This window comes from Collinsella tanakaei, from assembly GCF_016900375.1.
Classification (GTDB): domain Bacteria; phylum Actinomycetota; class Coriobacteriia; order Coriobacteriales; family Coriobacteriaceae; genus Collinsella.
Window position 1 is genome coordinate 181,218 of sequence record NZ_JACJKB010000001.1, and the last position, 20,458, is coordinate 201,675.

Annotated in this window: 22 protein-coding genes; 17 read left to right on the top strand and 5 right to left on the bottom strand. The window is 62.9% G+C overall.

Annotated features, from left to right (window positions below):
• Positions 1-31: 31 nt before the first annotated feature.
• Positions 32-1,306 carry a DNA polymerase IV gene (dinB, locus tag H6A16_RS00780; protein ID WP_204615294.1) on the bottom strand — a complete coding sequence of 425 codons (1,275 nt, stop codon included), beginning with the start codon at positions 1,304-1,306 and terminating at the stop codon, positions 32-34.
• A 281-nt stretch (positions 1,307-1,587) separates the two neighbouring features.
• Between dinB and rpsP the strand changes: the two genes are divergently transcribed.
• The 7 genes from rpsP to glyS all read left to right on the top strand — a co-directional run bounded on the left by rpsP (position 1,588) and on the right by glyS (position 7,326).
• Entirely contained in the window at positions 1,588-1,941 is a 354-nt protein-coding gene (gene rpsP / locus H6A16_RS00785) for a 30S ribosomal protein S16 (protein WP_204615296.1), read from the top strand.
• Between the two features lie 62 nt (positions 1,942-2,003).
• On the top strand, positions 2,004-2,249 hold the full coding sequence (locus tag H6A16_RS00790; protein ID WP_204615472.1) for a KH domain-containing protein: 246 nt from the start codon (positions 2,004-2,006) through the stop codon (positions 2,247-2,249).
• 32 nt (positions 2,250-2,281) lie between these two features.
• On the top strand, positions 2,282-2,788 hold the full coding sequence (locus H6A16_RS00795) for a ribosome maturation factor RimM (protein WP_342589695.1): 507 nt from the start codon (positions 2,282-2,284) through the stop codon (positions 2,786-2,788).
• Positions 2,785-3,585 (top strand): tRNA (guanosine(37)-N1)-methyltransferase TrmD, encoded by an 801-nt coding sequence (gene trmD, locus H6A16_RS00800; RefSeq protein ID WP_204615300.1) that lies wholly within the window; start codon positions 2,785-2,787, stop codon positions 3,583-3,585. Before H6A16_RS00795 ends, trmD begins: the two co-directional genes overlap by 4 nt.
• A complete protein-coding gene (lepB, locus tag H6A16_RS00805; RefSeq protein WP_204615301.1) occupies positions 3,582-4,142 on the top strand; it encodes a signal peptidase I in 561 nt (186 codons plus the stop codon). The genes trmD and lepB overlap by 4 nt, the downstream gene beginning before the upstream one ends.
• Positions 4,143-4,328: 186 nt before the next feature.
• Positions 4,329-5,231 (top strand): glycine--tRNA ligase subunit alpha, encoded by a 903-nt coding sequence (locus H6A16_RS00810; protein WP_204615302.1) that lies wholly within the window; start codon positions 4,329-4,331, stop codon positions 5,229-5,231.
• 1 nt (position 5,232) lies between these two features.
• Positions 5,233-7,326, top strand: coding sequence for a glycine--tRNA ligase subunit beta (gene glyS / locus H6A16_RS00815; protein WP_204615303.1), 2,094 nt, complete (start codon positions 5,233-5,235; stop codon positions 7,324-7,326).
• Between the two features lie 91 nt (positions 7,327-7,417).
• Here glyS and H6A16_RS00820 read toward each other — a convergent pair whose 3' ends face one another.
• The 3 genes from H6A16_RS00820 to H6A16_RS00830 form a co-directional block, all read right to left on the bottom strand.
• Positions 7,418-7,873, bottom strand: coding sequence for an Hpt domain-containing protein (locus H6A16_RS00820; RefSeq protein WP_204615304.1), 456 nt, complete (start codon positions 7,871-7,873; stop codon positions 7,418-7,420).
• A gap of 94 nt (positions 7,874-7,967) precedes the next feature.
• On the bottom strand, positions 7,968-9,080 hold the full coding sequence (locus H6A16_RS00825; protein WP_204615305.1) for an HD domain-containing phosphohydrolase: 1,113 nt from the start codon (positions 9,078-9,080) through the stop codon (positions 7,968-7,970).
• A gap of 61 nt (positions 9,081-9,141) precedes the next feature.
• Positions 9,142-10,242, bottom strand: a complete 1,101-nt coding sequence (locus tag H6A16_RS00830) for a GGDEF domain-containing protein (protein ID WP_204615307.1) — start codon at positions 10,240-10,242, stop codon at positions 9,142-9,144.
• 355 nt (positions 10,243-10,597) lie between these two features.
• On the opposite strand from H6A16_RS00830, the gene H6A16_RS00835 reads away from it, so the two are divergent.
• The 10 genes from H6A16_RS00835 (at position 10,598) to H6A16_RS00880 (ending at position 17,208) form a co-directional block, all read left to right on the top strand.
• Positions 10,598-11,098 carry a polyphosphate polymerase domain-containing protein gene (locus H6A16_RS00835; RefSeq protein ID WP_204615309.1) on the top strand — a complete coding sequence of 167 codons (501 nt, stop codon included), beginning with the start codon at positions 10,598-10,600 and terminating at the stop codon, positions 11,096-11,098.
• Positions 11,099-11,140: 42 nt separating this feature from the next.
• Positions 11,141-11,296 carry a hypothetical protein gene (locus H6A16_RS00840; protein WP_204615311.1) on the top strand — a complete coding sequence of 52 codons (156 nt, stop codon included), beginning with the start codon at positions 11,141-11,143 and terminating at the stop codon, positions 11,294-11,296.
• Between the two features lie 28 nt (positions 11,297-11,324).
• Positions 11,325-11,636, top strand: a complete 312-nt coding sequence (locus tag H6A16_RS00845) for a DUF4956 domain-containing protein (protein WP_204615312.1) — start codon at positions 11,325-11,327, stop codon at positions 11,634-11,636.
• A 72-nt stretch (positions 11,637-11,708) separates the two neighbouring features.
• Complete coding sequence (locus tag H6A16_RS00850) at positions 11,709-12,008, top strand: hypothetical protein (protein ID WP_204615313.1); 300 nt, start codon at positions 11,709-11,711, stop codon at positions 12,006-12,008.
• Positions 12,009-12,014: 6 nt separating this feature from the next.
• Positions 12,015-12,272: a hypothetical protein gene (locus H6A16_RS00855; RefSeq protein WP_204615314.1), complete on the top strand. Its 258-nt coding sequence runs from the start codon at positions 12,015-12,017 to the stop codon at positions 12,270-12,272.
• Positions 12,273-12,284: 12 nt separating this feature from the next.
• On the top strand, positions 12,285-13,556 hold the full coding sequence (locus H6A16_RS00860) for a CotH kinase family protein (RefSeq protein ID WP_204615315.1): 1,272 nt from the start codon (positions 12,285-12,287) through the stop codon (positions 13,554-13,556).
• 70 nt (positions 13,557-13,626) lie between these two features.
• Positions 13,627-13,908, top strand: a complete 282-nt coding sequence (locus tag H6A16_RS00865; protein WP_204615316.1) for a hypothetical protein — start codon at positions 13,627-13,629, stop codon at positions 13,906-13,908.
• Positions 13,893-14,558, top strand: a complete 666-nt coding sequence (locus tag H6A16_RS00870) for a hypothetical protein (protein ID WP_204615317.1) — start codon at positions 13,893-13,895, stop codon at positions 14,556-14,558. The genes H6A16_RS00865 and H6A16_RS00870 overlap by 16 nt, the downstream gene beginning before the upstream one ends.
• A gap of 128 nt (positions 14,559-14,686) precedes the next feature.
• A complete protein-coding gene (locus tag H6A16_RS00875) occupies positions 14,687-17,068 on the top strand; it encodes a CheR family methyltransferase (RefSeq protein ID WP_204615319.1) in 2,382 nt (793 codons plus the stop codon).
• A complete protein-coding gene (locus H6A16_RS00880) occupies positions 16,972-17,208 on the top strand; it encodes a PAS domain-containing protein (protein ID WP_204615321.1) in 237 nt (78 codons plus the stop codon). The genes H6A16_RS00875 and H6A16_RS00880 overlap by 97 nt, the downstream gene beginning before the upstream one ends.
• Positions 17,209-17,296: 88 nt before the next feature.
• Here H6A16_RS00880 and H6A16_RS00885 read toward each other — a convergent pair whose 3' ends face one another.
• Positions 17,297-20,419 (bottom strand): EAL domain-containing protein, encoded by a 3,123-nt coding sequence (locus H6A16_RS00885; RefSeq protein WP_204615323.1) that lies wholly within the window; start codon positions 20,417-20,419, stop codon positions 17,297-17,299.
• Positions 20,420-20,458: the final 39 nt, after the last annotated feature.

The following is a 20,458-nucleotide window of genomic DNA, read 5'->3' on the forward strand; positions in this document are numbered from 1 at the left end:
CGCGCGGGGGCTACGTCCCCAATGAGGCCAGCTAGGATTTGTCGCGGCGGACGATGTCGGAGTCGAAGCGGGCGGCTCTTCCGAAGCCGACGGCGTCGCGGCCGAACTTCTCGCGGACCTTCTCCATGGTGACTGATAGCTCGCGACGGTCGCTCGTCTGCACGCCGCGCTCGTCGACCTCGCAGAACAGATCGGTCTGCACGCCGCCGCTCATATCGAAATCGCTCATGCCGAGGCCGGCAAGACGGATGTGCATGCCCTCGAACCAGATGGAATCCAAGAGCTCGAGCGCCACCGGCACGAATACGTTCTCGTCATCGGTCGGATGCGCGAGCTTCCGTTGAATCGTTCTGCCCTTACCGTAGCTGAACTTGAGCTTGAGCGTCACGGTTCGACCGGCAAGCCCGTGGCGGCGCAGCCGCCTGCCCACCGATTCGCCGAGCAGCGCGATGGCGGCATCCACATCGTCGCGATCGGTAAGATCGGTCCCGAACGTGCGCTCGTTGCTCACCGACTTCACCTCGTCGGGAGCATCGATCGGCGTCACCATGCTCACCTCGCGGCCGGCAGCTCGCAGCTTCATAAGCCCTGCATTGACCCCGAAGATAGGGGAGAGCACCTGTTCGTCCGCAGCTGCGAGCTGGCCTAAGGTATGGATGCCCGCCTGATGGAGCGCCGCCTCTCCCGACCTGCCGATTCCGCTCATGGCGCGCACGGGGAGCGGTGCCAAAAAACCCGCTTCGGTGCCCGGGACGATTACGGTCAAGCCCCGGGGCTTGTCGCGTTCGCTCGCGATCTTAGCCACGGTCTTGTTGCACCCAAGACCGATGGAGCAGGTCACGCCGAGTTCGCTTACGCGCCGAGAAATCCGCTGGCAGATCACGACGGGGCTTTCGGAGGAGTACCTGCCGGGCGACACGTCGAAGAACGCCTCGTCGATCGACACCTGATCGACATAGGGCGTCTCGTCGGCGAGAACCGCCATGACATTCGCGCTCATCTCGCGATAACGGTCGAAATGTCCATGGGTCCAGATAGCATGGGGGCACAGACGTTTAGCCTGCGCCGATGGCATGGCAGAATGCACGCCGAACGTGCGCGCCTCGTAAGAAGCGGTCGAAACGACGCCGCGCGATTCCGGGTCTCCGCCGACGATTACCGGCTTGCCGCGCCATTCGGGATGGTCGAGCTGCTCCACACTCGCAAAGAAGGCATCGAGATCGAGCAACCCGATCGCCGGTCCGCTCCACGCGCCGAACAGCGCGGATGCGAAGGCATCGGAATCGTATGTATGTTCGCCCTTCATGCCTCCAGTATACCCAATGTGGCCTCTCTGGGGACGTAGCCTGAAGGTGCCATTTTTGGCGCCTTCAGGCTACGTCCCCAGAGAGGCCATTTGACGAGCGCTTCATGCGCGGTTTGTGAAGGGCTTGCAAAATGGCCGTTAGTGGTCAAAATATGGTTTTGCCTGCGACCATTCCGAAGAAGTCACTCTCACGGACTTCACCTGCTCGGGTCGTTGGCGTATGATAACAACTTGTTTGTCTGTAGTTGCAGCAGCATGCTGCGTAGTTGGAGGAGTTATAAGTGGCAGTTAAGATCCGCCTCGCTCGTCATGGTTCCCACAAGCGTCCGTATTACCGCGTTGTCGTCGCCGATGCGCGTTCGCCCCGCGATGGTCGTTTCATCGAGGAGGTCGGCCGCTACAACCCGCTGACCAACCCCAAGACGATCAACCTCGACATCGAGAAGATCAACGACTGGAAGACCAAGGGTGCTCAGCTCACCGACGCCGTCGCCGCTCTCGTGCGCGCCGTCGAGGAGGGTCCGAAGACCGACACCACCGTCAAGAAGTCCAAGAAGCAGCTCGCCCGCGAGGCCGAGGAGGCCAAGAAGGCCGCCGAGGCTGCCGCCGCTGAGGCCGAGGGCGCTGAGGAGTAACTTTGTCCGAAGAGCTCAACGAGCGCGTCGATACTCCCGAGGAACTCGAGAACGAGGAGGAGATGCTCTCCGATCGCATCGCCGACCTCGTTGAGTACCTCGTCGTCAATATCGTCGACGACGCCGATGCGGTGAGCCTTGAGGTCATCGATAGCGAGTCTTCCTCGACTATCGAGGTCACGGTCGCTCCTGACGACGTGGCCAAGGTAATCGGCCGTCATGGTCGCACCATCAAGGCGATTCGCACGCTGTCTCGGGCGCTTGCCGCCCGTCTCGGCACTTCGGTTGAGGTGGAGGTCTTGGGGTAGCCTTGACGATCGCTTACCGAAACATAGCCCGTGTGGTCGCACCCCACGGGATCAAGGGGGAGGTCTCCGCACAACCGCTGCGGGGGCTTCCCTTCCTTTTGCATGAGGGCATGACCGTGGCGCTCACGCCGCCCGCGCTCGACCGCGACCGATTCTGCCGCATCGTGTCGGCCGACGCCATGAGCGGGCTCGTCCGCTTCAGCGGTGTCGATACCCTGGATGATGCGGAGAAGGTCGCCGGCTGCCTCGTCCTCGCACGCGAGGACGAGCTCGATCTCGGACCCCTCGACGCCGCCGCGGAAGATCTGATCGGCCGCCGCGTCGTCGATGAGCGCTATGGCGATCTCGGCACCATCACCGAGATCATGGAAACGCCTGCCAACGACGTGTGGGTCTGCGAGGGCTCCGCCTACGGCGAGGTGCTCATCCCCGTCATCGAGCCCGTGCTTGACAGCATCCCCGATGCCGGCGACATCTTCGTTCACATCATGGACGGCCTGATCGACCTTGATACCCCGGACTCGAAGGAGCGGCCATGATCGTCGAGACCCTCTCGGTCTTTCCCGAGATGTTCGAGCCCTACATGAGCTCCTCGATTCTCGGACGCGCCCGCCGAGCGGGTCTGTTCGACTTTGCCGCCTACGACCTGCGCGACTGGACGCACGACCGCCATCGCACCGTAGACGATGAGCCCTACGGCGGCGGTCAGGGCATGCTCATGAAGGTCGAGCCGCTTGCGGAAGCCATCGAGGACATCGCCTCGAAGGGGCCCAAGCCGCATGTGGTGTTCTTCACGCCCTGCGGAGAGCGCTTCGACCAGCGCATCGCCGAGCGTCTAGCCACCTGCGAGCGCCTGCTGCTCGTTTGCGGGCGCTACGAGGGGATGGACGAGCGCGCCTATTCCTTTGCGGACGAGCGCCTCTCCATCGGCGACTATGTGCTCACGGGCGGCGAGCTGCCCGCCATGGTCGTCGCCGACGCGGTGATTCGCCTGCTTCCGGGCGCACTCGGCGACGATATGTCCAATGTCGACGAGAGCTTCTCCGGCGGTCAGACGGGCGGCCTGCTTGAATACGAGCAGTACACGCGCCCGTCGACCTTCCGCGGTGCCGGCGTGCCCGAGGTGCTGCTTTCCGGCGATCACGCCAAGGTGGATGCCTGGCGCCGTAGAAACGCCATCGAGCGCACCTGCCGCTGGCGGCCCGATCTGCTGGAGGCTGCCGCGCTCTCCGATGCCGAGCGCGCCTATGCCGAGGAGCTGCTCGCGCGCTATCATGATGCAGATGGCCAAGCCGAAGCGCAGCGCTCCGACACCGAGGAAGAGGTGCAAGCATGACATCACATGGCAACTCATTCGTACGAGGTGTACTCGAGTGGGTGGTGGTTTTTGCCGTCGCCATCTGCGCGATGCTTCTGCTGCGCACCTTCGTCATCGAACCCTATATCGTGCCCACCGGCTCGATGGAGACGACCATCGAGATCGGCGACCAGGTCTTTGCCCAGAAGGTCACGGTGAACATGGGCATGATGCCCGAGCAGGGCGACATCGTCGTCTTCCAGAACCCCGACGAGTCGAACGACCATGAGGTGCTCGTGAAGCGCGTCATCGCCACCGCCGGCCAGACCGTCGACCTGCAGAACGGTCAGGTCCTCGTCGACGGCACGCCCCTCGACGAGTCCTATACCCAAGGGCAGAGTTATCCGCTTGCAAGCCAGGCGCCCGGGGTGCAAATCAGCTACCCCTACACGGTACCCGAGGGCTGCGTGTGGATGATGGGCGACAACCGCGAGCACTCGGCCGATTCGCGCTACTTCGGCCCCGTGACGCAAGACGAGCTCATCGGCGTCGTCGTGCTCAGGTACTGGCCGCTCACGCGCATCGGCACGCTTTAGCAAACACCGACAGAGCCCGCTCGGCCCGCATATCACCTTCGATATGCGGGCCGGTTCATATCGCGTCGAGCCCTTGCAGGACTTTCCTGTAAAAATCTGAGCTCACGTTCTCAGCTCGTCCGCAACACAAGCGGATGGGCTATCATGTTGGCTTGTATGAACATAACCGTCGAGGGGACCACAAGGATGGAAAACTCCGCCCTCTCCTTCCAGGAGATCATCTTGCGCCTCCAGCAGTACTGGGGCAGCCATGGTTGCGTCATCATGCAACCCTATGATTCCGAGGTCGGCGCCGGCACGTTCCACACGGCCACGACCCTGCGCAGCCTCGGTCCCAAGCCCTGGCGCACCTGCTACGCGCAGCCCTGCCGCCGTCCCGCTGACGGCCGCTACGGCGAGAACCCCAACCGCATGCAGCACTACTACCAGTTCCAGGTGCTCATCAAGCCGAGCCCGGAGAACTCCCAGGAGCTCTACCTCGATTCGCTGAAGGCCATCGGCCTCGACCCCGCCGACCACGACGTGCGCTTCGTCGAGGACGACTGGGAGAGCCCGACGCTGGGCGCCTGGGGCCTCGGCTGGGAGGTGTGGCTGAACGGCATGGAGGTCACGCAGTTCACGTACTTCCAGCAGGTGGGCGGCATCGAGGTCGATCCCGTTCCCGTCGAGATCACCTACGGCCTCGAGCGTCTCGCCATGTACGTTCAGAACGTGACGTCCGTCTACGACCTTGTGTGGAGCTACCTGCCCGACGGCACGCCCATGACCTACGGCGACGTGTTCCTCGAGAACGAGCGCGAGTTCTCGGCCTACAACTTCGAGGTCGCCGACGTCGAGATGATGCGCCAGAAGTTCGACGACTACGAGCGCGAGTGCCATTCCTGCCTCGATGCAAAGCTGCCGCTTCCCGCGTACGACTGCGTCATGAAGTGCAGCCACGCCTTCAACATCCTCGATGCCCGCGGAGCCCTGTCCGCCGTCGAGCGCGCCAACTACATCCTGCGCGTCCGCACCGTCGCCAAGGCCTGCTGCGAGGCCTATATGGCCGAGGTCGTCGGCGCTGACGATTCGGAAGGGGAGGTCGCCTAACATGGCCGAGACCCGAGACTTTCTGTTCGAGATCGGCACCGAGGAGATGCCCTCCGCGCCGCTTATGAACGCCGTGAAGCAGCTGCCCCGCCTGGTGTCCGACGGCCTCGATGCCGCCGGCCTGGCTCATGGCAACATCCGCATCGTCTCGACCCCGCGCCGCCTGGCCGTGCTCTCGAGCGTTGCCACCGAAACCGATGCCATCCACGACATCAAGCGCGGTCCCGCTGCCAACATCGCCTTCGATGCCGACGGCAATCCCACGAAGGCCGCCGAGGGCTTCGCGCGCAAGTGCGGCATCGCCGCCTCCGAGCTCATCCGCCGCGAGGACACCGACGGGCGCGAGTACATCTTCGCCGAGAAGGATATCCCCGCAGCGCCGGCCATGCCGCTGCTCTCCAAGCTCTTCCACGACGTGATCGCCAACCTCGAGTGGCCCAACTACCGCAGCCAGCGCTGGGGCACCACGCACGAGACCTTCGTGCGCCCGATCCGCTGGATCTGCGCCCTGCTGGGCAGCGAGGTCATCCCCGTGAGCTACGCCGACGTGACGAGCGGCAACACCACGCGCGGCCACCGCGTGCTCGGCCCCGGTGAGCATGTCGTTTCCGAGCCCGCCGTCTACGAGCAGGTACTCGAGGAGGCCGGCGTCCTTTCCGAGGAGCGCCGCCGCCAGGTGATCGCCGACGGCATCGCGAAGATCGAGGCCGAGCGCTCCGGCGCGCATGTCGACACGCCCAAGAAGGTCCTCGACGAGGTCGTGAACCTCTGCGAGTGGCCGACTGTGCTCGTCGGCACGTTCGACGAGGAGTTCCTCCACGTCCCGCACGAGATCATCTGCGAGTCGATGCTCTCCAACCAGCGCTATTTCCCGATCTACGACGCCTCCGGCGCCCTTACCCGTGAGTTCGTCGTGGTCGGTAACGGCAAGCCCGAGAACGCCGCCGCTATCATCGACGGCAACGAGCGCGTCGTGCGCGCCCGCCTCTACGACGCCAAGTTCTTCTACGACGAGGACCTCAAGATCCCGCTCGAGGACTTCCGCGAGCGCCTCGCCAAGGTCGGCTTCCAGGAGAAGCTCGGCACCGTGCTGCAGAAGTCCGAGCGCATGGAGGACCTGGCGCTCGCCATCGCCTCCGCTGCCCGCATCGGGGCCCATGCCGCCTCCGACGCGCAGCGCGCTGCCCATCTTGCCAAGGCCGACCTCGTGAGCTCTGCGGTCGTCGAGTTCACGAGCCAGCAGGGCGTCATGGGCGGCTACTATGCGAAGGCGGCAGGGGAGAGCGACGAGGTCGCTGCCGCCATCCGCGATCATTACCGCCCGCGCTTCGCCGGCGACGAGCTGCCCTCCGGCATCGCCGGCTGCATCGTGGCCGTTGCCGACAAGCTCGATACCATCGCCGGCATGTTCGCCATCGATGAGCCGCCCACCGGCTCGAAGGATCCCTTCGCCCTGCGCCGCAGCGCCATCGGAATCCTGAACATCCTGCGCGAGCGTCTGCACTGCGGCTACGAGGAGCTTGTCGGACCTGCGCTCGACGCGTACGCCGACCAGGGTCTCTCCTTCGATAAGGACGCTGTCGCCCAGGCCGTGTGCGCCTTCATCAAGGGCCGTATGGAGCAGATGGCGCGCGACGAGAAGATCGCGCCCGATACGGTCGCTGCCGTTTCTGCCGGCGCCGTGTCCGCGCCGGTCGATTACTTCGCGCTCGCTCACGCCCTCGAGGACGCCCGTGAGAGCGATCCCGAGACCTTCGAGAACCTCGCGACCGCCTATGCGCGCGCGAGCCATCTGGCCGACGCCTCGCTCGGCAGCGAGGTCGATGAGAGCCTTATGGGCGACGCCGAGCGCGCGCTCATGCACGCGACCGACGCCGCGGGCGAGTTTGTCCAGATCGCGCTCGAGAAGAAGGATTTCCAGCAGCTGATCTCCGGTCTTGCCGCCCTGCGCGAGCCGATCGACCGCTTCTTCGACGACGTCATGGTTATGGACGAGGATGTCGCGCTTCGCGAGAACCGCCTGCGCCTCCTCAATCGCTTCGAGGCGGTCTTTGCCGGCATCGCCGACATGGGTGCGCTCGCCAAGAAGAAGTAGCGCGCTTCCACGATCCGCACATGAGGCGCGGCCGACGGCAGTATCGCCGTCGGCCGCGCTTTTCATTACCGTTCGTATACCGCCGGGCTTATCAGCCGATCGCTCGCAGCGCCGCCTGCTGAGCCTCGTCCAGTGCGGGCATGAGCGAACGGGCGCCATCGAGGTCGCCTGCCCGAGTATCTGCAAGGATCTTCATAGCGAGGTCGCGCACCGGCACGAGCGACAGGTTGGCGCTCACGCCCTTGAGCGCATGCGCGGAGGCTTCCGCCGCCTCAAGGTCACCGCGCTCAAGGGCGTCTTTCAAGCCGGCATACGAGCCATCGGCAGCATACAGGCCGAGCAGGCGGTCAAACAGCATCTCGTTGCCGAGCACGCGGGAGAGCGCGTCGTCGACGTCCATACCGGCTGCAATCAAAGCATCGCGATTCATCTCAAGCTCCTTATCTCGAGACGGGCAGAAAAAGTAACGGCTGGCCTCTCTGGGGACGTAGCCGGGAGGCGCCATGCCGGACACTGCGACGAAGTCGACATCCGAGACTCCCGGCATGGCGCCTCCCGGCTACGTCCCCAGAGAGGCCAGCCAGAGAGGCCAGCAGGCACGCGGCGAATGTCCGAAAACATCTCCGTCCTGAAAGTGGACATCAGGCGTAGAGGCGGTGGAGTTCGGGTTCGACGTGGTCGAAGGCGGCGAGGAGGGCGGGATTGAAGGTGCCGCAGGCGCCTTCGTGAATCATGGCGAGGGCACGCTCGCGGCTGAAGGACTCCTTGTAGCAGCGCGGGCTCAACAGCGCGTCGTACACGTCGGCGAGCGATACCACCTGGGCCCAGATGCTGATCTCGTCTCCGGCAAGGCCGTCGGGGTAGCCTCGGCCATCCCAGCGCTCGTGGTGGTGCCGGGCGATATCACGGGCATACGTGAAGGCTGGGATGTCCGCCACGGCGGGAATCATACCGAGCAGGCGCTCCCCCTGGAGCGTATGCGTCTTCATGATCCCATATTCCTCGTCGGTAAGCTTGCCCGGCTTGCTCAGAATCGCATCGGGGATGGCGATCTTGCCGACGTCGTGCATGATAGCCGCCAGTGAGATATCGTCGATCTCGTCGGACGTCAGATCGCGGCCGAGCTCAGTGCGGGTCAACATGGTATGCGTGATGTCGTGGATGCGACGCACGTGCTCGCCCGACTCGCCGTCGCGAAATTCGATGGCCGCGGCGAGCGCCTCGATCATCGACCGGTTGAGCTCGATGATCTTCGCCGCACGGCGCAGGAGTTCCTCCTGCTGGTCGCGCACGACGCCCGAGAGCCTGCGGCGGGCGGCGTAAAGCTCGACGACGCTCAGCACGCGTCGGCGGACGACGAAGGGCACGACGGGCTTCTCGATGACATCCATCACCCCGAGCTCATAGGCGCGGCGCATGACCTCGCCATCGGCCTCGGCGCTGATCAAAAACACCGGCACCTGTGCGAGAAGCCCCGCTGCAGCAACCTGTTCGAGCAGGCCCAGGCCGTCCACATGGGGCATACGATAATCGAGCAGGATCGCGCTGATGCTGCCAGGGGAGGCGAAGATGCTCTTCAGGCCCTCACGGCCGTCCTCGGCCTCCTCGATACGGTAGACATCGGAGAAGATATTGCCCAGAACCAGCCGGTTCACCGGGTCGTCGTCGACGATGAGCATCGTATCGGGCTCTGCAAGCGCGAAGTCCGCAAGCGCAGAAGCAACCATATCGCCGGCAGTCCGTCTGTCTTCCATACCACTCCTCGCTCCCGCAGGCCCATACCTCCGTCTTAGCATATCAATGCGGGCGGGGTACCTAACCGAGATGCTCTCCGTGCTCGACCTTTAGCGACGGGTCGAATGTCTTGATGCAGATAGAGTTCTTCCCGTTGCGCTTCGACGTATACAGGGCGTTGTCCGCCTGCATCATAAGGCCCTCGAGCGACACGTCCTGGCTGCGTGCGCAGACGACGCCTACGCTGCAGGTCAGGCGCTCTCCGATCGCCGCCTTAGACCTGCGGGCGAATTCCTCCCGAATACGGGTGAAGCGCTTCTGGAGCACGGCGTCGTCCACCAGGCTGTCCAGCAGCACGAGGAACTCGTCGCCGCCGTAGCGGGCGATGATATCGGAAGGGCGGAACTGCACCGACAGCAGACGGCCGAGCTCGGCGAGCGCACGATCGCCGGCCTGATGCCCGCGGGAATCGTTGACGTCCTTGAAGTCGTCGAGGTCGATGAAGGCGAGCGAGCACGAGACCTCGGGGTTCATGGAGCCGATGTAGGAGCGCGCACGCTCCATGAAGGCACGGCGGTTATAGAGGTTCGACAGCGTATCGCGCGTGCTCAGGCGCTCGTAGCGCGCCTTCACGTCGTAGGAGCGCAGACGAAAGCTCATGACCATGCGCGACAGGCAAAGCGAGAACAGGATGCCCGCCACCATGCCGAAGAGATCGAACTGCGCGATCTCGGGATCCTTGACCGTCACCACGAGCACGCAGTAGACGGCCTCGGCGAGCGCGAACAGCCCAAGCCCATAGCGGTCGGGAAGGATGAACAGACCGGTCAGGGCGACGCACACGAGCTGCACGAAGATGCTTGGGTTCGAGGGCCCGCCGACCGTATCGAGCAGGATCGCGAAGGTGTACAGGAAAACCTCGAACAGGATGCACAGGGCGGTGACGCCCCAGGGAGCCGCATGGCGCAGCCCGAGCCAGCAGATGGCGCACACGCTGATGCTCGCAAGCAAAAACGCAATATGATAGGGGGACGGCTGCCAGTCCGAGATGAGAAGCGTAGCGGATACCATCAGGACCGCCAGAAGCACGATGACCATGATGGTGACCAACCTGAGGAACCGCGCGTTGTCGGCAGCGATCTCGCGCCGGCCTTCGACAAAATACCGCCGCTTGCTTGCCATATAGCCTTTCAGAGCGCTCAGCACCCACATCAAGGGACATCCCTCCACAACGGCCGCGCAGGCCGCGATGTGAACCCGACCAGGGGATCTACGTTGATAATGAGATAGTAGTCTACCCATACGGAGGATGCGCCTGCAGGGCGTTTAACGAAGCAACAAACAGGCTAAACGGTTTGTTGAAGCTCGGAATCAAAGTGGTTCAGCCGCTAAGACGCACGCGTTGTAAAACTATAGTGAGGTGCGAGATGCCCTGATATAGTGGGGTGTCATTTACGCATGGTAACGCTTGCGGTCGGAGGTGGATGCCCATGCACAACGCAGGTACGGGCCGCCACATGGCCGAAGGCGGTCGACTATGCAGCAGGTAGCACGGCAGGAGAAGAAATACCTGACCGACGTCGCATCCGCGACGCGTCTTCGCGGGCGTCTCCGTCATGTGCTCCATGAGGACGAGCACGGCGGGGCAGACGGCTATCGCGTGCGCTCCCTCTACTTCGACACGGTTAACGACCGCGATTACGAGGAGAAGTTCGCGGGAACCGACCCTCGCCGCAAGGTCCGGTTGCGCATCTACGACCCGCACGCCGAAAAGGCTCTGCTGGAGATGAAGCAGACATCAGGGGAGCATCAGCTCAAGCGCTCGCTTGAGCTCAGCCGCAACGAGGCGAAGCGTCTGATTACGGGCGACCTGTCGTGGATGCCCAGGCGTCCCGAACCCTTCGCCGCCGAGATGTACGGCGTCATCCAGATGCACGGCTACCGGCCGAAGGCCATCGTCGAGTACCGCAGGCGCGCGTTCGTGGCGCGAGAGCTCAAGACGCGCATCACCTTTGATAGCGACATCCGAGCCACCTAGGCGAACATCGACATCTTCGATGAGAACCTCTGCCTCTATCCCGTGCTCGACCCGTTCAACGAAGTGCTTGAGGTCAAGTACAACGGGTTTCTGCTCGGCTACATTCGCCAGGAGCTCAACGCCATCGAGAAGCGCCCCATTTCGGTCAGCAAGTACGCCCTCGCCCGTGAGCTCTCGCACACCTCCGCGGGAAGATAGCGCAGCTGCGCTGCAAGGAAGGATAGTCATGAGAGAAGAGCTGTATCAGCTGCTGCAGGGATCGTCTTCGGTCATCGGCTTCGAGGACGCGCTCATCAGGATCTGCTTCGCGATCGTGCTCGGTCTCGCGATCTTCGTCTCGTACTGGATCTCGCACGCCGGAACGATCTATTCGCAGAAGTTCAACGTCAACCTCGTCACGCTCACCGTCCTCACCACGACGGTGATGATGGTCATCGGCTCCTCGATCGCACTGTCACTCGGTATGGTGGGCGCCCTGTCTATCGTCCGCTTCCGTACGGCCATCAAGGATCCTCGCGATACGACCTATATCTTCTGAGCGATCATCTGCGGCATCTGCTGCGGCGTCTCGCAGTTCATCGCCGCCGCCCTCGGCACCGCCGCCGTGTTCGTGGCCATGCTCATCCTCGGCCGCATCCGCAACGACGAGCGCACCCTGGTGATCGTCCGTGCCGCCCGCGCGCACGAGCTCGCCATCGAGGGCAAGATCTACACCTATCTCAACGGCAAGGCTGTCCTGCGCGTCAAGAACACGACTGACAGTTCCGTCGAGTTCATCTACGAGGTGACCCGTCGCATGCTCGCCGACGCCCAGAAGGGCAAGACCGAGCTGCTCACCGACGCCATCTACGAGATCGGCGACGTCGATTATGTCAACATCGTCACGCAAAGCGACGAGATCGGAAGCTGACGGTGAGTGCTCATGCGTAAACGCCTCATAGCGCTTGCCATACCGGTGCTGCTGATCGGCGCCGCACTTGCCGCTACCTTGCTGCAGCAGCAGGCGACGGCACCCGACGCTGCCACGGAGCAGCGAAGCGCCCAGCATGAATACGCCGCGCATGTCGAGGACCTCCCGGAGCGCGAGCGCTCCGCCGCCCAATCCGTCTCCATCGCGGCCGATACCTTCGCCACGCATCTGCCGCTCGTCTCCATCGAGACCGGTGGCCAGTAGATTCCCGGCGATGTGGCGGTCGACGATGACGGTCACGCCGTCATGCGTGCGGATGGTAACCATGAGCTCACCACGACTCCGGAAGGGAAGGAGGATGCGACTGTCACGATCTCCATCTACGACAACGACGGCCATGCGAACCGCCTTTCCGATGAGCCCGCGGTGCAGACCCAGACCCTCATCCACTACCGCGGCAACAGCTCGCGCCGGTTCCCCAAGCGCAACTATTCCCTGCATTTCGTTGATGAGAACGGTGAGAACGCCTCGTATGAGGCCATGGGCATGCCGGCCGACAACGGCTGGATCCTGAAAGGCCCGTATCTCGACAAGTCGCTTCTACGCAACTACCTGTCCTACACCGTGTTCAGCAGCTTCACCAACTACGCACCGCGCGTGCGCTTCTGCGAGCTGTTCGTCGACGGAACGTATCGCGGCGTGTTCCTGTTTATGGAGGCCGTCGATGTCGGCGAGAACCGCATCCCGCTGACCGAGGGCCAGACGAGCGTGAACGCCGTGCAGGATGGCGGCGTGGAGACGAGCTACCTGCTGCGCCTCGACCGCTACGACATGGATGCCCAGACGATCGATTCGCTCGGGTCGCAGGTGGGCCTCATCGAGTCGTCCATGGCCATCGAGTACCCGAACCAGCTCGACCTCACCGAGGCGCAGAAGACTTGGATCACCAGGGATTTCAGCGCCTTCGAGAAGGCTCTTTACTCGTATGACTACGACACCGCCGAATACGGCTACGCGAACTACATCGATGTGGACAGCTTCATCGGCTACTTCATCGCCAACGAGTTCTCGCTGAACAGCGATGCCGGCTTGTACTCGACCTACCTCTACCGCGATGTCCGCGGCAAGATCTGCATCGGGCCCATCTGGGACTTCAACAACGCCTACGACAACTACGTCGAGTACGACTACAGCGATGCCTCGGGCTTCACGATGGTCGACCGCCCCTGGTACACGATGCTCTTTCGCGACGAGGACTTCTGCAAGCGGGTCATCAAGCGCTACCGCCAGCTTCGCCGCGGCGTCCTTTCCGACGAATACCTGCAAGCCTTCATCGACGATGCCCTCGACTACCTCGGCCCGGCCATCGAGCGGAAGTGGCGCGTCTGGGGGTCGAGCTTCGACATCACCATCGTCGACGAGGGCCATCGCCTGGAGCCGCTCGACCGCAACCCGAAGACCTTCGAGGAGGCCGTCGCCGACCTCAAGGACTTCATCGGGAGACGCGGGTCGTGGCTCGATCGCAATATCGAGAACCTGAGGCAATAATCCCATGAGTCCGCCGTCAAGATGGACAACCACTGATGGCGTGCGAGCCGTTCGATAAGGAGGTGAACACATGAAGCGTTTTATCATCGTGACGGTCATCATGGTCGCCTGCGCCCTCGGCGTCACCTATCTGGTCCTCTACAAGGGCCTCGACCTCTGGCTGCTCCCGCATTCGTCGAACATCGACGTCCCGTTTCGCGTCGACGGAGCCGATATCGTCGCGCTCGACGAAGACGGAGAGGAGCATGTGTTCACCATGCGCGGCGTCGATATCGGGGGCGCCGAGCCCGGTCACTTCGCCACCGAGCAATCCACCGACTGTGAGACCTACGAGCGGTGGTCGACCTCATAGCCTCGATGGGCGGCAACACGGTGCGCGTCTACATGCTCATGGCGCCCTCGTTCTATGAGGCGCTCGCCGCCCATAACGAGGACGCCGCCGAACCGCTCTACCTGCTTCAGGGCATCTACCTCGACGATTACGCGGCCTACTCGCATATGGACGGCTTCGACGACGGCTATATGGGCACGCTGCGCGGCCTCATCGGCCAGCGGCGACGCTGGCACACCGGCCTCTACGAGAGCATGCGCAAGCACGAGCACATCTTCGCGAACCACCGGTACAGCCTCGTCGGATCGATCTCCTACGGCTATTTCCTCATCTACGAGTTGTGGTCGCCGGTCATCGAGCTCGCCGGCATCTTGACGGTGCTTATAGCCTGCGCCTTCAACTTCATCAACGTGCCGCTCACGATCTTGTTCCATCTCATCTACGCGATCTTCGGCGCGGTCATGTCGCTTACCGCCTTCTTCTCACGCGTGCAGACGCGCGACCTCAAGCTCACCGCCTCCGATATCGTCCGCGCGATCATGCTCTCGCTGATCGAGGTGACGGTGCTCAGATTCATCCTCGCCGTGACGCGCATGCTGGCGCTCGTCGGCTACCGCAAGAGCGGGCGCAGGTGGGAGCGGGTCGAGCGCACGCATCTCGATGCGTCGTGACGCCTCCTGCCCGTTACACACTGCCCGTTTTGGACATCTCCGGCCGAAATTGCCACCGCGACAGGTATAGTTAGCAAGAGGGGAAGCCGTAACGAGGCGATTCCCCACACATGAGAAAGGTCGGGCTCATGGTACATGACACCCATGGAATCACCGAGCACGCTCCCGCGTCGTTCGTCGTCGGCGTGGGCGCCTCCGCCGGCGGCGTCGAGGCGCTTCAGGAGCTGTTCCAGGCGCTTCCCGCGAACAGCGGCCTCGGCTTCGTCGTGATCCAGCACCTCTCGCCGGATCACCGCAGCCTCATGGCCGACATCCTCGGCAAGCAGACCGACATGCCGGTCCTGCAGGTCGAGCAGGACACCGAGATCGAGGCCGACACGGTCTACCTCATCCCGCCCAAGAAGAACCTCACCGTCGCCGGCGGAAGGCTTCGCCTCTCCGATTACGACCACGCGGTGCTGAACCACCCCATCGACATCTTCTTCTCGTCGCTGGCTGAGGAATACCGCGAGCGCTCCGTGGCGGTCGTGCTCTCGGGTACGGGCACCGACGGCACGAGCGGCATCCGTGCCGTCAAGGAGAGCGGCGGCCTCACCATCGTCCAGAAGCCGGAGAGCGCCAAGTTCGACGGCATGCCCAAAAGCGCCATCAGCACCGGTCTGGTCGACTGGGTACTCACGCCCCGTAACATCGCCGAGGAGATCGTCAACTTCGCGCGCTACCACATCGACCTCATGCCCGAGGGCGCAAACGGGGCGCTGAGCGACGAGGAGAGCCTGTCGCGCATCTACCTCGTGCTCAAGCAGCAGATGGGTATCGACTTCACCTACTACAAGCGCTCCACCATCCTGCGCCGCATCGAGCGCCGCCTCATGGTGACCCACACCTCCTCGCTCGCCGAGTACGCCGACGTGCTCGAGAACGATTCCGACGAGGTCTCGACGCTCGCCAAGGAAATCCTCATCGGGGTCACGAGCTTCTTCCGCGATCCCGCCTACTTCGAGGTGCTCAAGTCCAAGGTCATCACGAGCATCGTGCGCAACGCCGGCGAGAACGAGCCCATCCGCGTCTGGAGCGCCGGCTGTTCCACGGGTGAGGAAGCGTATTCCGTGGCCATCCTCTTCCGCGAGGTCATGGAAGAGCTCCAGATGAAGCGCGACGTCAAGATCTTCGCCACCGATATCGACGTCAAGGCGATCGAGAAGGCCGGCAAGGGCACCTTCGGCGAAAGCATCATCGAGGACGTGACGACCGATCGCCTGGCGCGCTACTTCGTCAAACGCGAGGGCACCTACCACATCATCAAGGACATCCGTCAGATGGTGATCTTCGCGCCCCACAACATGCTGTCCGACCCGCCGTTCGGGAAGCTCGACCTCATCTGCTGCCGCAACGTCATGATCTACTTCCAGCCCGTGCTGCAGCGTAGCCTGTTTGCCATCTTCCACACCGCCCTGAAGAACGGCGGCTACCTCTTCCTCGGCAAGAGCGAGACGGCCAACGAGTACCCCAACGTGTTCCAGCCCGCCTGCTCTACCGAGAAGATCTACATCCACAACGGCGCGGGCAAGATCGACAGCCCTGCGCCGACGGCCTTCAACATCCCCACGGTGCAAAACGTCCCGGCGCGCCAGAGCTCGACAGAGGACGTGCGCCGCGTCGACTACGGTCTGGAGACCATCTACACGACCTATCTCGAGCGGTTCCTGCCGGCCTCCGTCATCATCAACGAGAGCAACGACGTCATCCACTTCTTCGGAAACTACCTCGACTTCGTGAGTATCGCGCCGGGCAAGGCGTCGTTCAACCTGTTCACCATCATCAACAGCGACCTCAGCCTGGCCGCGTCGACGGCGCTCTCCCGCGCCCGCACCGAGCACATCTCGGTAACCTACGAGGGCATCCACGTGGACTGCCCCTCTGGCCACAAGGTGATCGACCTCATCGCGCAGCCCATCCCGATGCCCGGCAACCTCGATGCCGATCTCGTCGCCATGCTGTTCAAGGACCACCACGCCGATGACGATGAGCCCGACGGCGTCGTGGAGAAGTACGACATCGAGGCCACGGCGGCACGCCGCATCGCCGACCTCGAAAGCGAGCTGCGCGATTCGCAAAGCGACCTGCAGTCGACCATCGGTGAGCTCGAGACCGTCAACGAGGAGCTTCAGGCCGCAAACGAAGAGCTGCTCACGGCAAATGAGGAGCTCCAGAGCTCCAACGAGGAGCTGCAGTCGGTCAACGAGGAGCTCTACACCGTGAACTCCGAGTACCAGCAGAAGGTCGACGAGCTCACCATGACGACCAACGACCTCTCGAACTTCCTGTCGTCGACGATGATCGGCATCCTGTTCATCGACGAGAACTTCAACATCCGCAAGTTCACCGAGTACGTGGGCCGCGAGTCTAGCTCATGGACCACGACGTCGGCCGTCCGATCCAGATCTTCGCGCATAGCTTCCCCGATGAGGACATCGTCGGCGATGCCGAGAGCGTGCTCAGGAACCTGACGCCCATCGACCGCGAGATCACCGCGGGCAACGGCCGCCACTACACCCTGCGCATCGCCCCGTACCGCACGACGGACAACACGATCAAGGGACTTGTCATCACCATCATCGACAGCCTGGGAACCGGTGCACGCGGATAGGGGATAGACAACCGCATGCGAAAGCGCCCGCGGCCCAAAGCTTTGGGCGGCGGGCGCTCATTGTTCAGCTCCGTCAAGTGGATGCTTGTCAGTCTCCGAAGTACTTGCGCTCGAAGAGGTCCACCGGCATCGGGCGATCGTAGTAGAAGCCCTGGCAGAAATTGCAGCCCTCCTTCACAAGGGCGCGCGCCTGGTCGATGGTCTCGATGCCCTCGGCGATGCAGTTCATGCCGCTGCGCTCGCAGATATCGGCGATATTGCGCACGAGCAGACGGCTGACCTCGTTGTCCGACATATGCCCGGTAAGCGAGCGGTCGAGCTTGATCGTGTCGAAGGGCACGTTGGCGAGCACCGACACGTTGGAGTAATGCGATCCGAAGTCGTCGAGCGCCACACGAAGTCCGAGCGAGCGATACCGCTCGACGAGGTCCTTGAGCGTCGAGTTGCCGAGGTCAATCGCGGACTCGGTGATCTCCATCTCCACGCTGCTCGCGGGAACATCGGGATACCGGCTCATGATTGCCAGGATAGATGCGAGAGCGGTCGATTCGAGCAGCGTGCTGCGCGAGAAGTTGCTCGATATCGGAACGACGCGACGCCCCCGTTGGGACCAGGAGCTCATCACCGAAAGCATGGCGTCGAACACGTAATAGTCGAGCTCGCTGATACCGCCGTCCTGCTCGAGCTTCTGGATGGCGTTGGCCGGCGAGGTGATCGTGCCATCCGGGCTCACGCAGCGCGCCAACGCCTCGGCACCGACAAGGTCGCCGGTGCGCATGTCGAGCTTCGGCTGCAGGTAAATCGTAAAACGATCGGCGATCGCCTGACGCATGCTGGTCGGCTCGATGTCGTCATCACTCAATGTACGGTCGCGGCGCCTCGGCTCCATAACATGACGCCGACGCTCGCGAGAGGCCCCATCGCGCTCGGCAATCGCTCGCGCCTCGCTAAGCGTGCCGAGCACACTGGAAACGCTATCCGTCCACGAGCTTCCGAGCTGCAATTCAGAAGGATACGCGGAAAGCAGTGCCGTACGCGCCCGTGCGCAGTCTTTGATGAAGGCCTGGTAAGGCTGATTAGGTGAGATGACGACGAACTCCTCATCGCTCACATGGAATATATACCGAGCCTCAAACGACTGGCCCAGAACCTCGCGGACGCTCATGAACATCTCGTACGCGCCCCGAAGGCCTTCACGCTCCACAAGGTCGAAGACGCTCGTCGCCTCGACGACAAGGATGCCAAGCGAACTCCAGAAGCCCCGGTTGGACCGCGCGAGCAGATAGTCAAGATCGCGCTCATCGTTGTAGAAGGGGCTGATCTTGTCTTTGCCAGCACGATAGCATTCCGAACGGTTGAGACGTGCCCACTCGTGGAGAATACGATCGCCGAGAATCGATGCCAGGTTGAGGGAATCAAGGTGCTCACGTGGTCCGTCGACGCACAGCATCATCGTGCATGCCTTGCTATGCGAGATCGGAATGAGCGCGAAACGCCAAGGGCGCCCCTGCTCCCCGTCGGGGATAAAGGTCGCCGTGCGGTCCCTCGACACGAACACGGGCCGATCGGATTGAGCGTTCACCGTGATGAAGGGGAACCGCGATGCAGGCGTGTTGGCAAACAGGCCCTGGATGCTCGTCACATCGGGTTCCATCCACTCGAAGAGCACCGAGATAATGTCCTCATCGCTGGGCACCATCAAGATGTAATCGCGGCGAGCACGGTAGTACCGGCCTATCGCACGCAATGCCACATCGATCGCCTGAGCAGGTTCGGCCGCGTTCATCATGGCCCTGAGCGTCTCGCTGAGTGCGATGAGCTCTTCTTTGCTGAGGCCATCGATTTCGGGCACGTCGGCCACCTGCGCTCGCAAGGCCTGTCGTACCTCGGTGACGTCACGCAGCGCCACGGGATCTTCCACCATATCGACGGATGTGTCCGCAGTCTCCGATTCCGAGCGCGCCGTAACATGGGAGAGTACGCCCTGCTCAGCGTTGTTCAGGTCGAAGACACGGTTGTACCCATAGACGGTCGACGCAACGGCATGGACCGAGCCGAGCAGCGCCGCATGCTGCACATCGGCGTCAAGCAGGCTCGCGCGCGCAGCGGAAAACACATGGGCCATGCGGCTCTTGATCGAGATGGGCGAGGGAACGCTCGGCATGAAGGCCGCCACGGTCGTCTCGTCGACGTCGTAAACCACGCAATCGGTGTTCATGAACACGCCGATCGCCGTCTTGAGATCATGCCGCATCGAGACGGGCAGGCGCTCGATTCCGACGAACTTGACGGCCACGAGCGCGCAAATGTCATCGGAAGGATGGGTTTCGAGCATAGACCTGATGAGCAGGTGCGCGTAATCGAGCGTGTAGATCTGCGTCTGGCCATCGCGCGCCGGGGACATCTCGGCATCGGCCTCCCACGAGACTCGCTCGTCACAGACGTTCACGAACACCTGGGCGGTCAGGTCGCCGGTATCGGTAATCCCACGGACGTTCACCGCGATGCGCGCGGGACGCACCGTCGTCTTCGAGTCGACGATCCTGAAGCGCGCGACCGTCCAGCGACGCCCGATGCGGTAGCGCTTCGTAAGGCGATCGATGGAAAACAGCTCACGGAAGAGCGTGTCCTCATTTGGCGAGAAAAGCGTCTGCGCGCCCATCTCCAATGCCTCTTGGTAGGGGATCTCGTGAATGAGCCTGACCGTGCGCTCGTCATGGCGCAGATACAGCTGCATCATGCCCTCGGTGATGTTCGCGTGGCCGTAGCGCATCAGGTGAGGGTAGAGGACAAAGGGGAATTCAGGGGTAAAGGTGCCCGAATCGCCTGATGAGGAGCGCGGAGAGGTTCGCATGCCGACGGCGTACAGGGCGTTTCCCGAACCGTCGTTGACGATGCGATACACCAAGGTGCACCAGGCGAAGTCACCGTGCGTGCGACGCCTCAGGCGCACCGAGACGCGGTCGCTTTCACGCCCATCGCCCATTGTCGCGAAAAACCCTGCAAAGGTGCGAATTGAATCGGGATGGACGTGCCCGCTCTCGATCAGAGAGGCGGGAGCGTCCTCATAGGTCTGCTCGTACGGGATCCCGTCGAGACCCACACCGCGCACATCGAGGGCGTTGTCGAGCAGACGATAGACCCAGAATTCGCAATCGTTGCGCTGCAACGACATATCGAGCCAGATGTCGAGCAGCTCATTGTCCTGCATGGAAATTCGGACACCCCCCTGATTTGAAGAGGTGTCATG

Excerpts from the sequence above, each read along its gene's own strand:
- H6A16_RS00835 (WP_204615309.1), top strand. The coding sequence starts at position 10,598 with ATGCAGCAGGTAGCACGGCAGGAGAAGAAATACCTGACCGACGTCGCA.
- H6A16_RS00820 (WP_204615304.1), bottom strand. The coding sequence starts at position 7,873 with ATGCCGGGAGTCTCGGATGTCGACTTCGTCGCAGTGTCCGGCATGGCG.
- H6A16_RS00880 (WP_204615321.1), top strand. The coding sequence starts at position 16,972 with ATGGACCACGACGTCGGCCGTCCGATCCAGATCTTCGCGCATAGCTTC.
- H6A16_RS00825 (WP_204615305.1), bottom strand. The coding sequence starts at position 9,080 with ATGGAAGACAGACGGACTGCCGGCGATATGGTTGCTTCTGCGCTTGCG.
- H6A16_RS00845 (WP_204615312.1), top strand. The coding sequence starts at position 11,325 with ATGAGAGAAGAGCTGTATCAGCTGCTGCAGGGATCGTCTTCGGTCATC.
- lepB (WP_204615301.1), top strand. The coding sequence starts at position 3,582 with ATGACATCACATGGCAACTCATTCGTACGAGGTGTACTCGAGTGGGTG.
- dinB (WP_204615294.1), bottom strand. The coding sequence starts at position 1,306 with ATGAAGGGCGAACATACATACGATTCCGATGCCTTCGCATCCGCGCTG.
- glyS (WP_204615303.1), top strand. The coding sequence starts at position 5,233 with ATGGCCGAGACCCGAGACTTTCTGTTCGAGATCGGCACCGAGGAGATG.
- trmD (WP_204615300.1), top strand. The coding sequence starts at position 2,785 with ATGATCGTCGAGACCCTCTCGGTCTTTCCCGAGATGTTCGAGCCCTAC.
- H6A16_RS00885 (WP_204615323.1), bottom strand. The coding sequence starts at position 20,419 with ATGCAGGACAATGAGCTGCTCGACATCTGGCTCGATATGTCGTTGCAG.
- H6A16_RS00875 (WP_204615319.1), top strand. The coding sequence starts at position 14,687 with ATGGTACATGACACCCATGGAATCACCGAGCACGCTCCCGCGTCGTTC.
- H6A16_RS00865 (WP_204615316.1), top strand. The coding sequence starts at position 13,627 with ATGAAGCGTTTTATCATCGTGACGGTCATCATGGTCGCCTGCGCCCTC.
- H6A16_RS00810 (WP_204615302.1), top strand. The coding sequence starts at position 4,329 with ATGGAAAACTCCGCCCTCTCCTTCCAGGAGATCATCTTGCGCCTCCAG.
- H6A16_RS00790 (WP_204615472.1), top strand. The coding sequence starts at position 2,004 with ATGCTCTCCGATCGCATCGCCGACCTCGTTGAGTACCTCGTCGTCAAT.
- H6A16_RS00830 (WP_204615307.1), bottom strand. The coding sequence starts at position 10,242 with ATGGCAAGCAAGCGGCGGTATTTTGTCGAAGGCCGGCGCGAGATCGCT.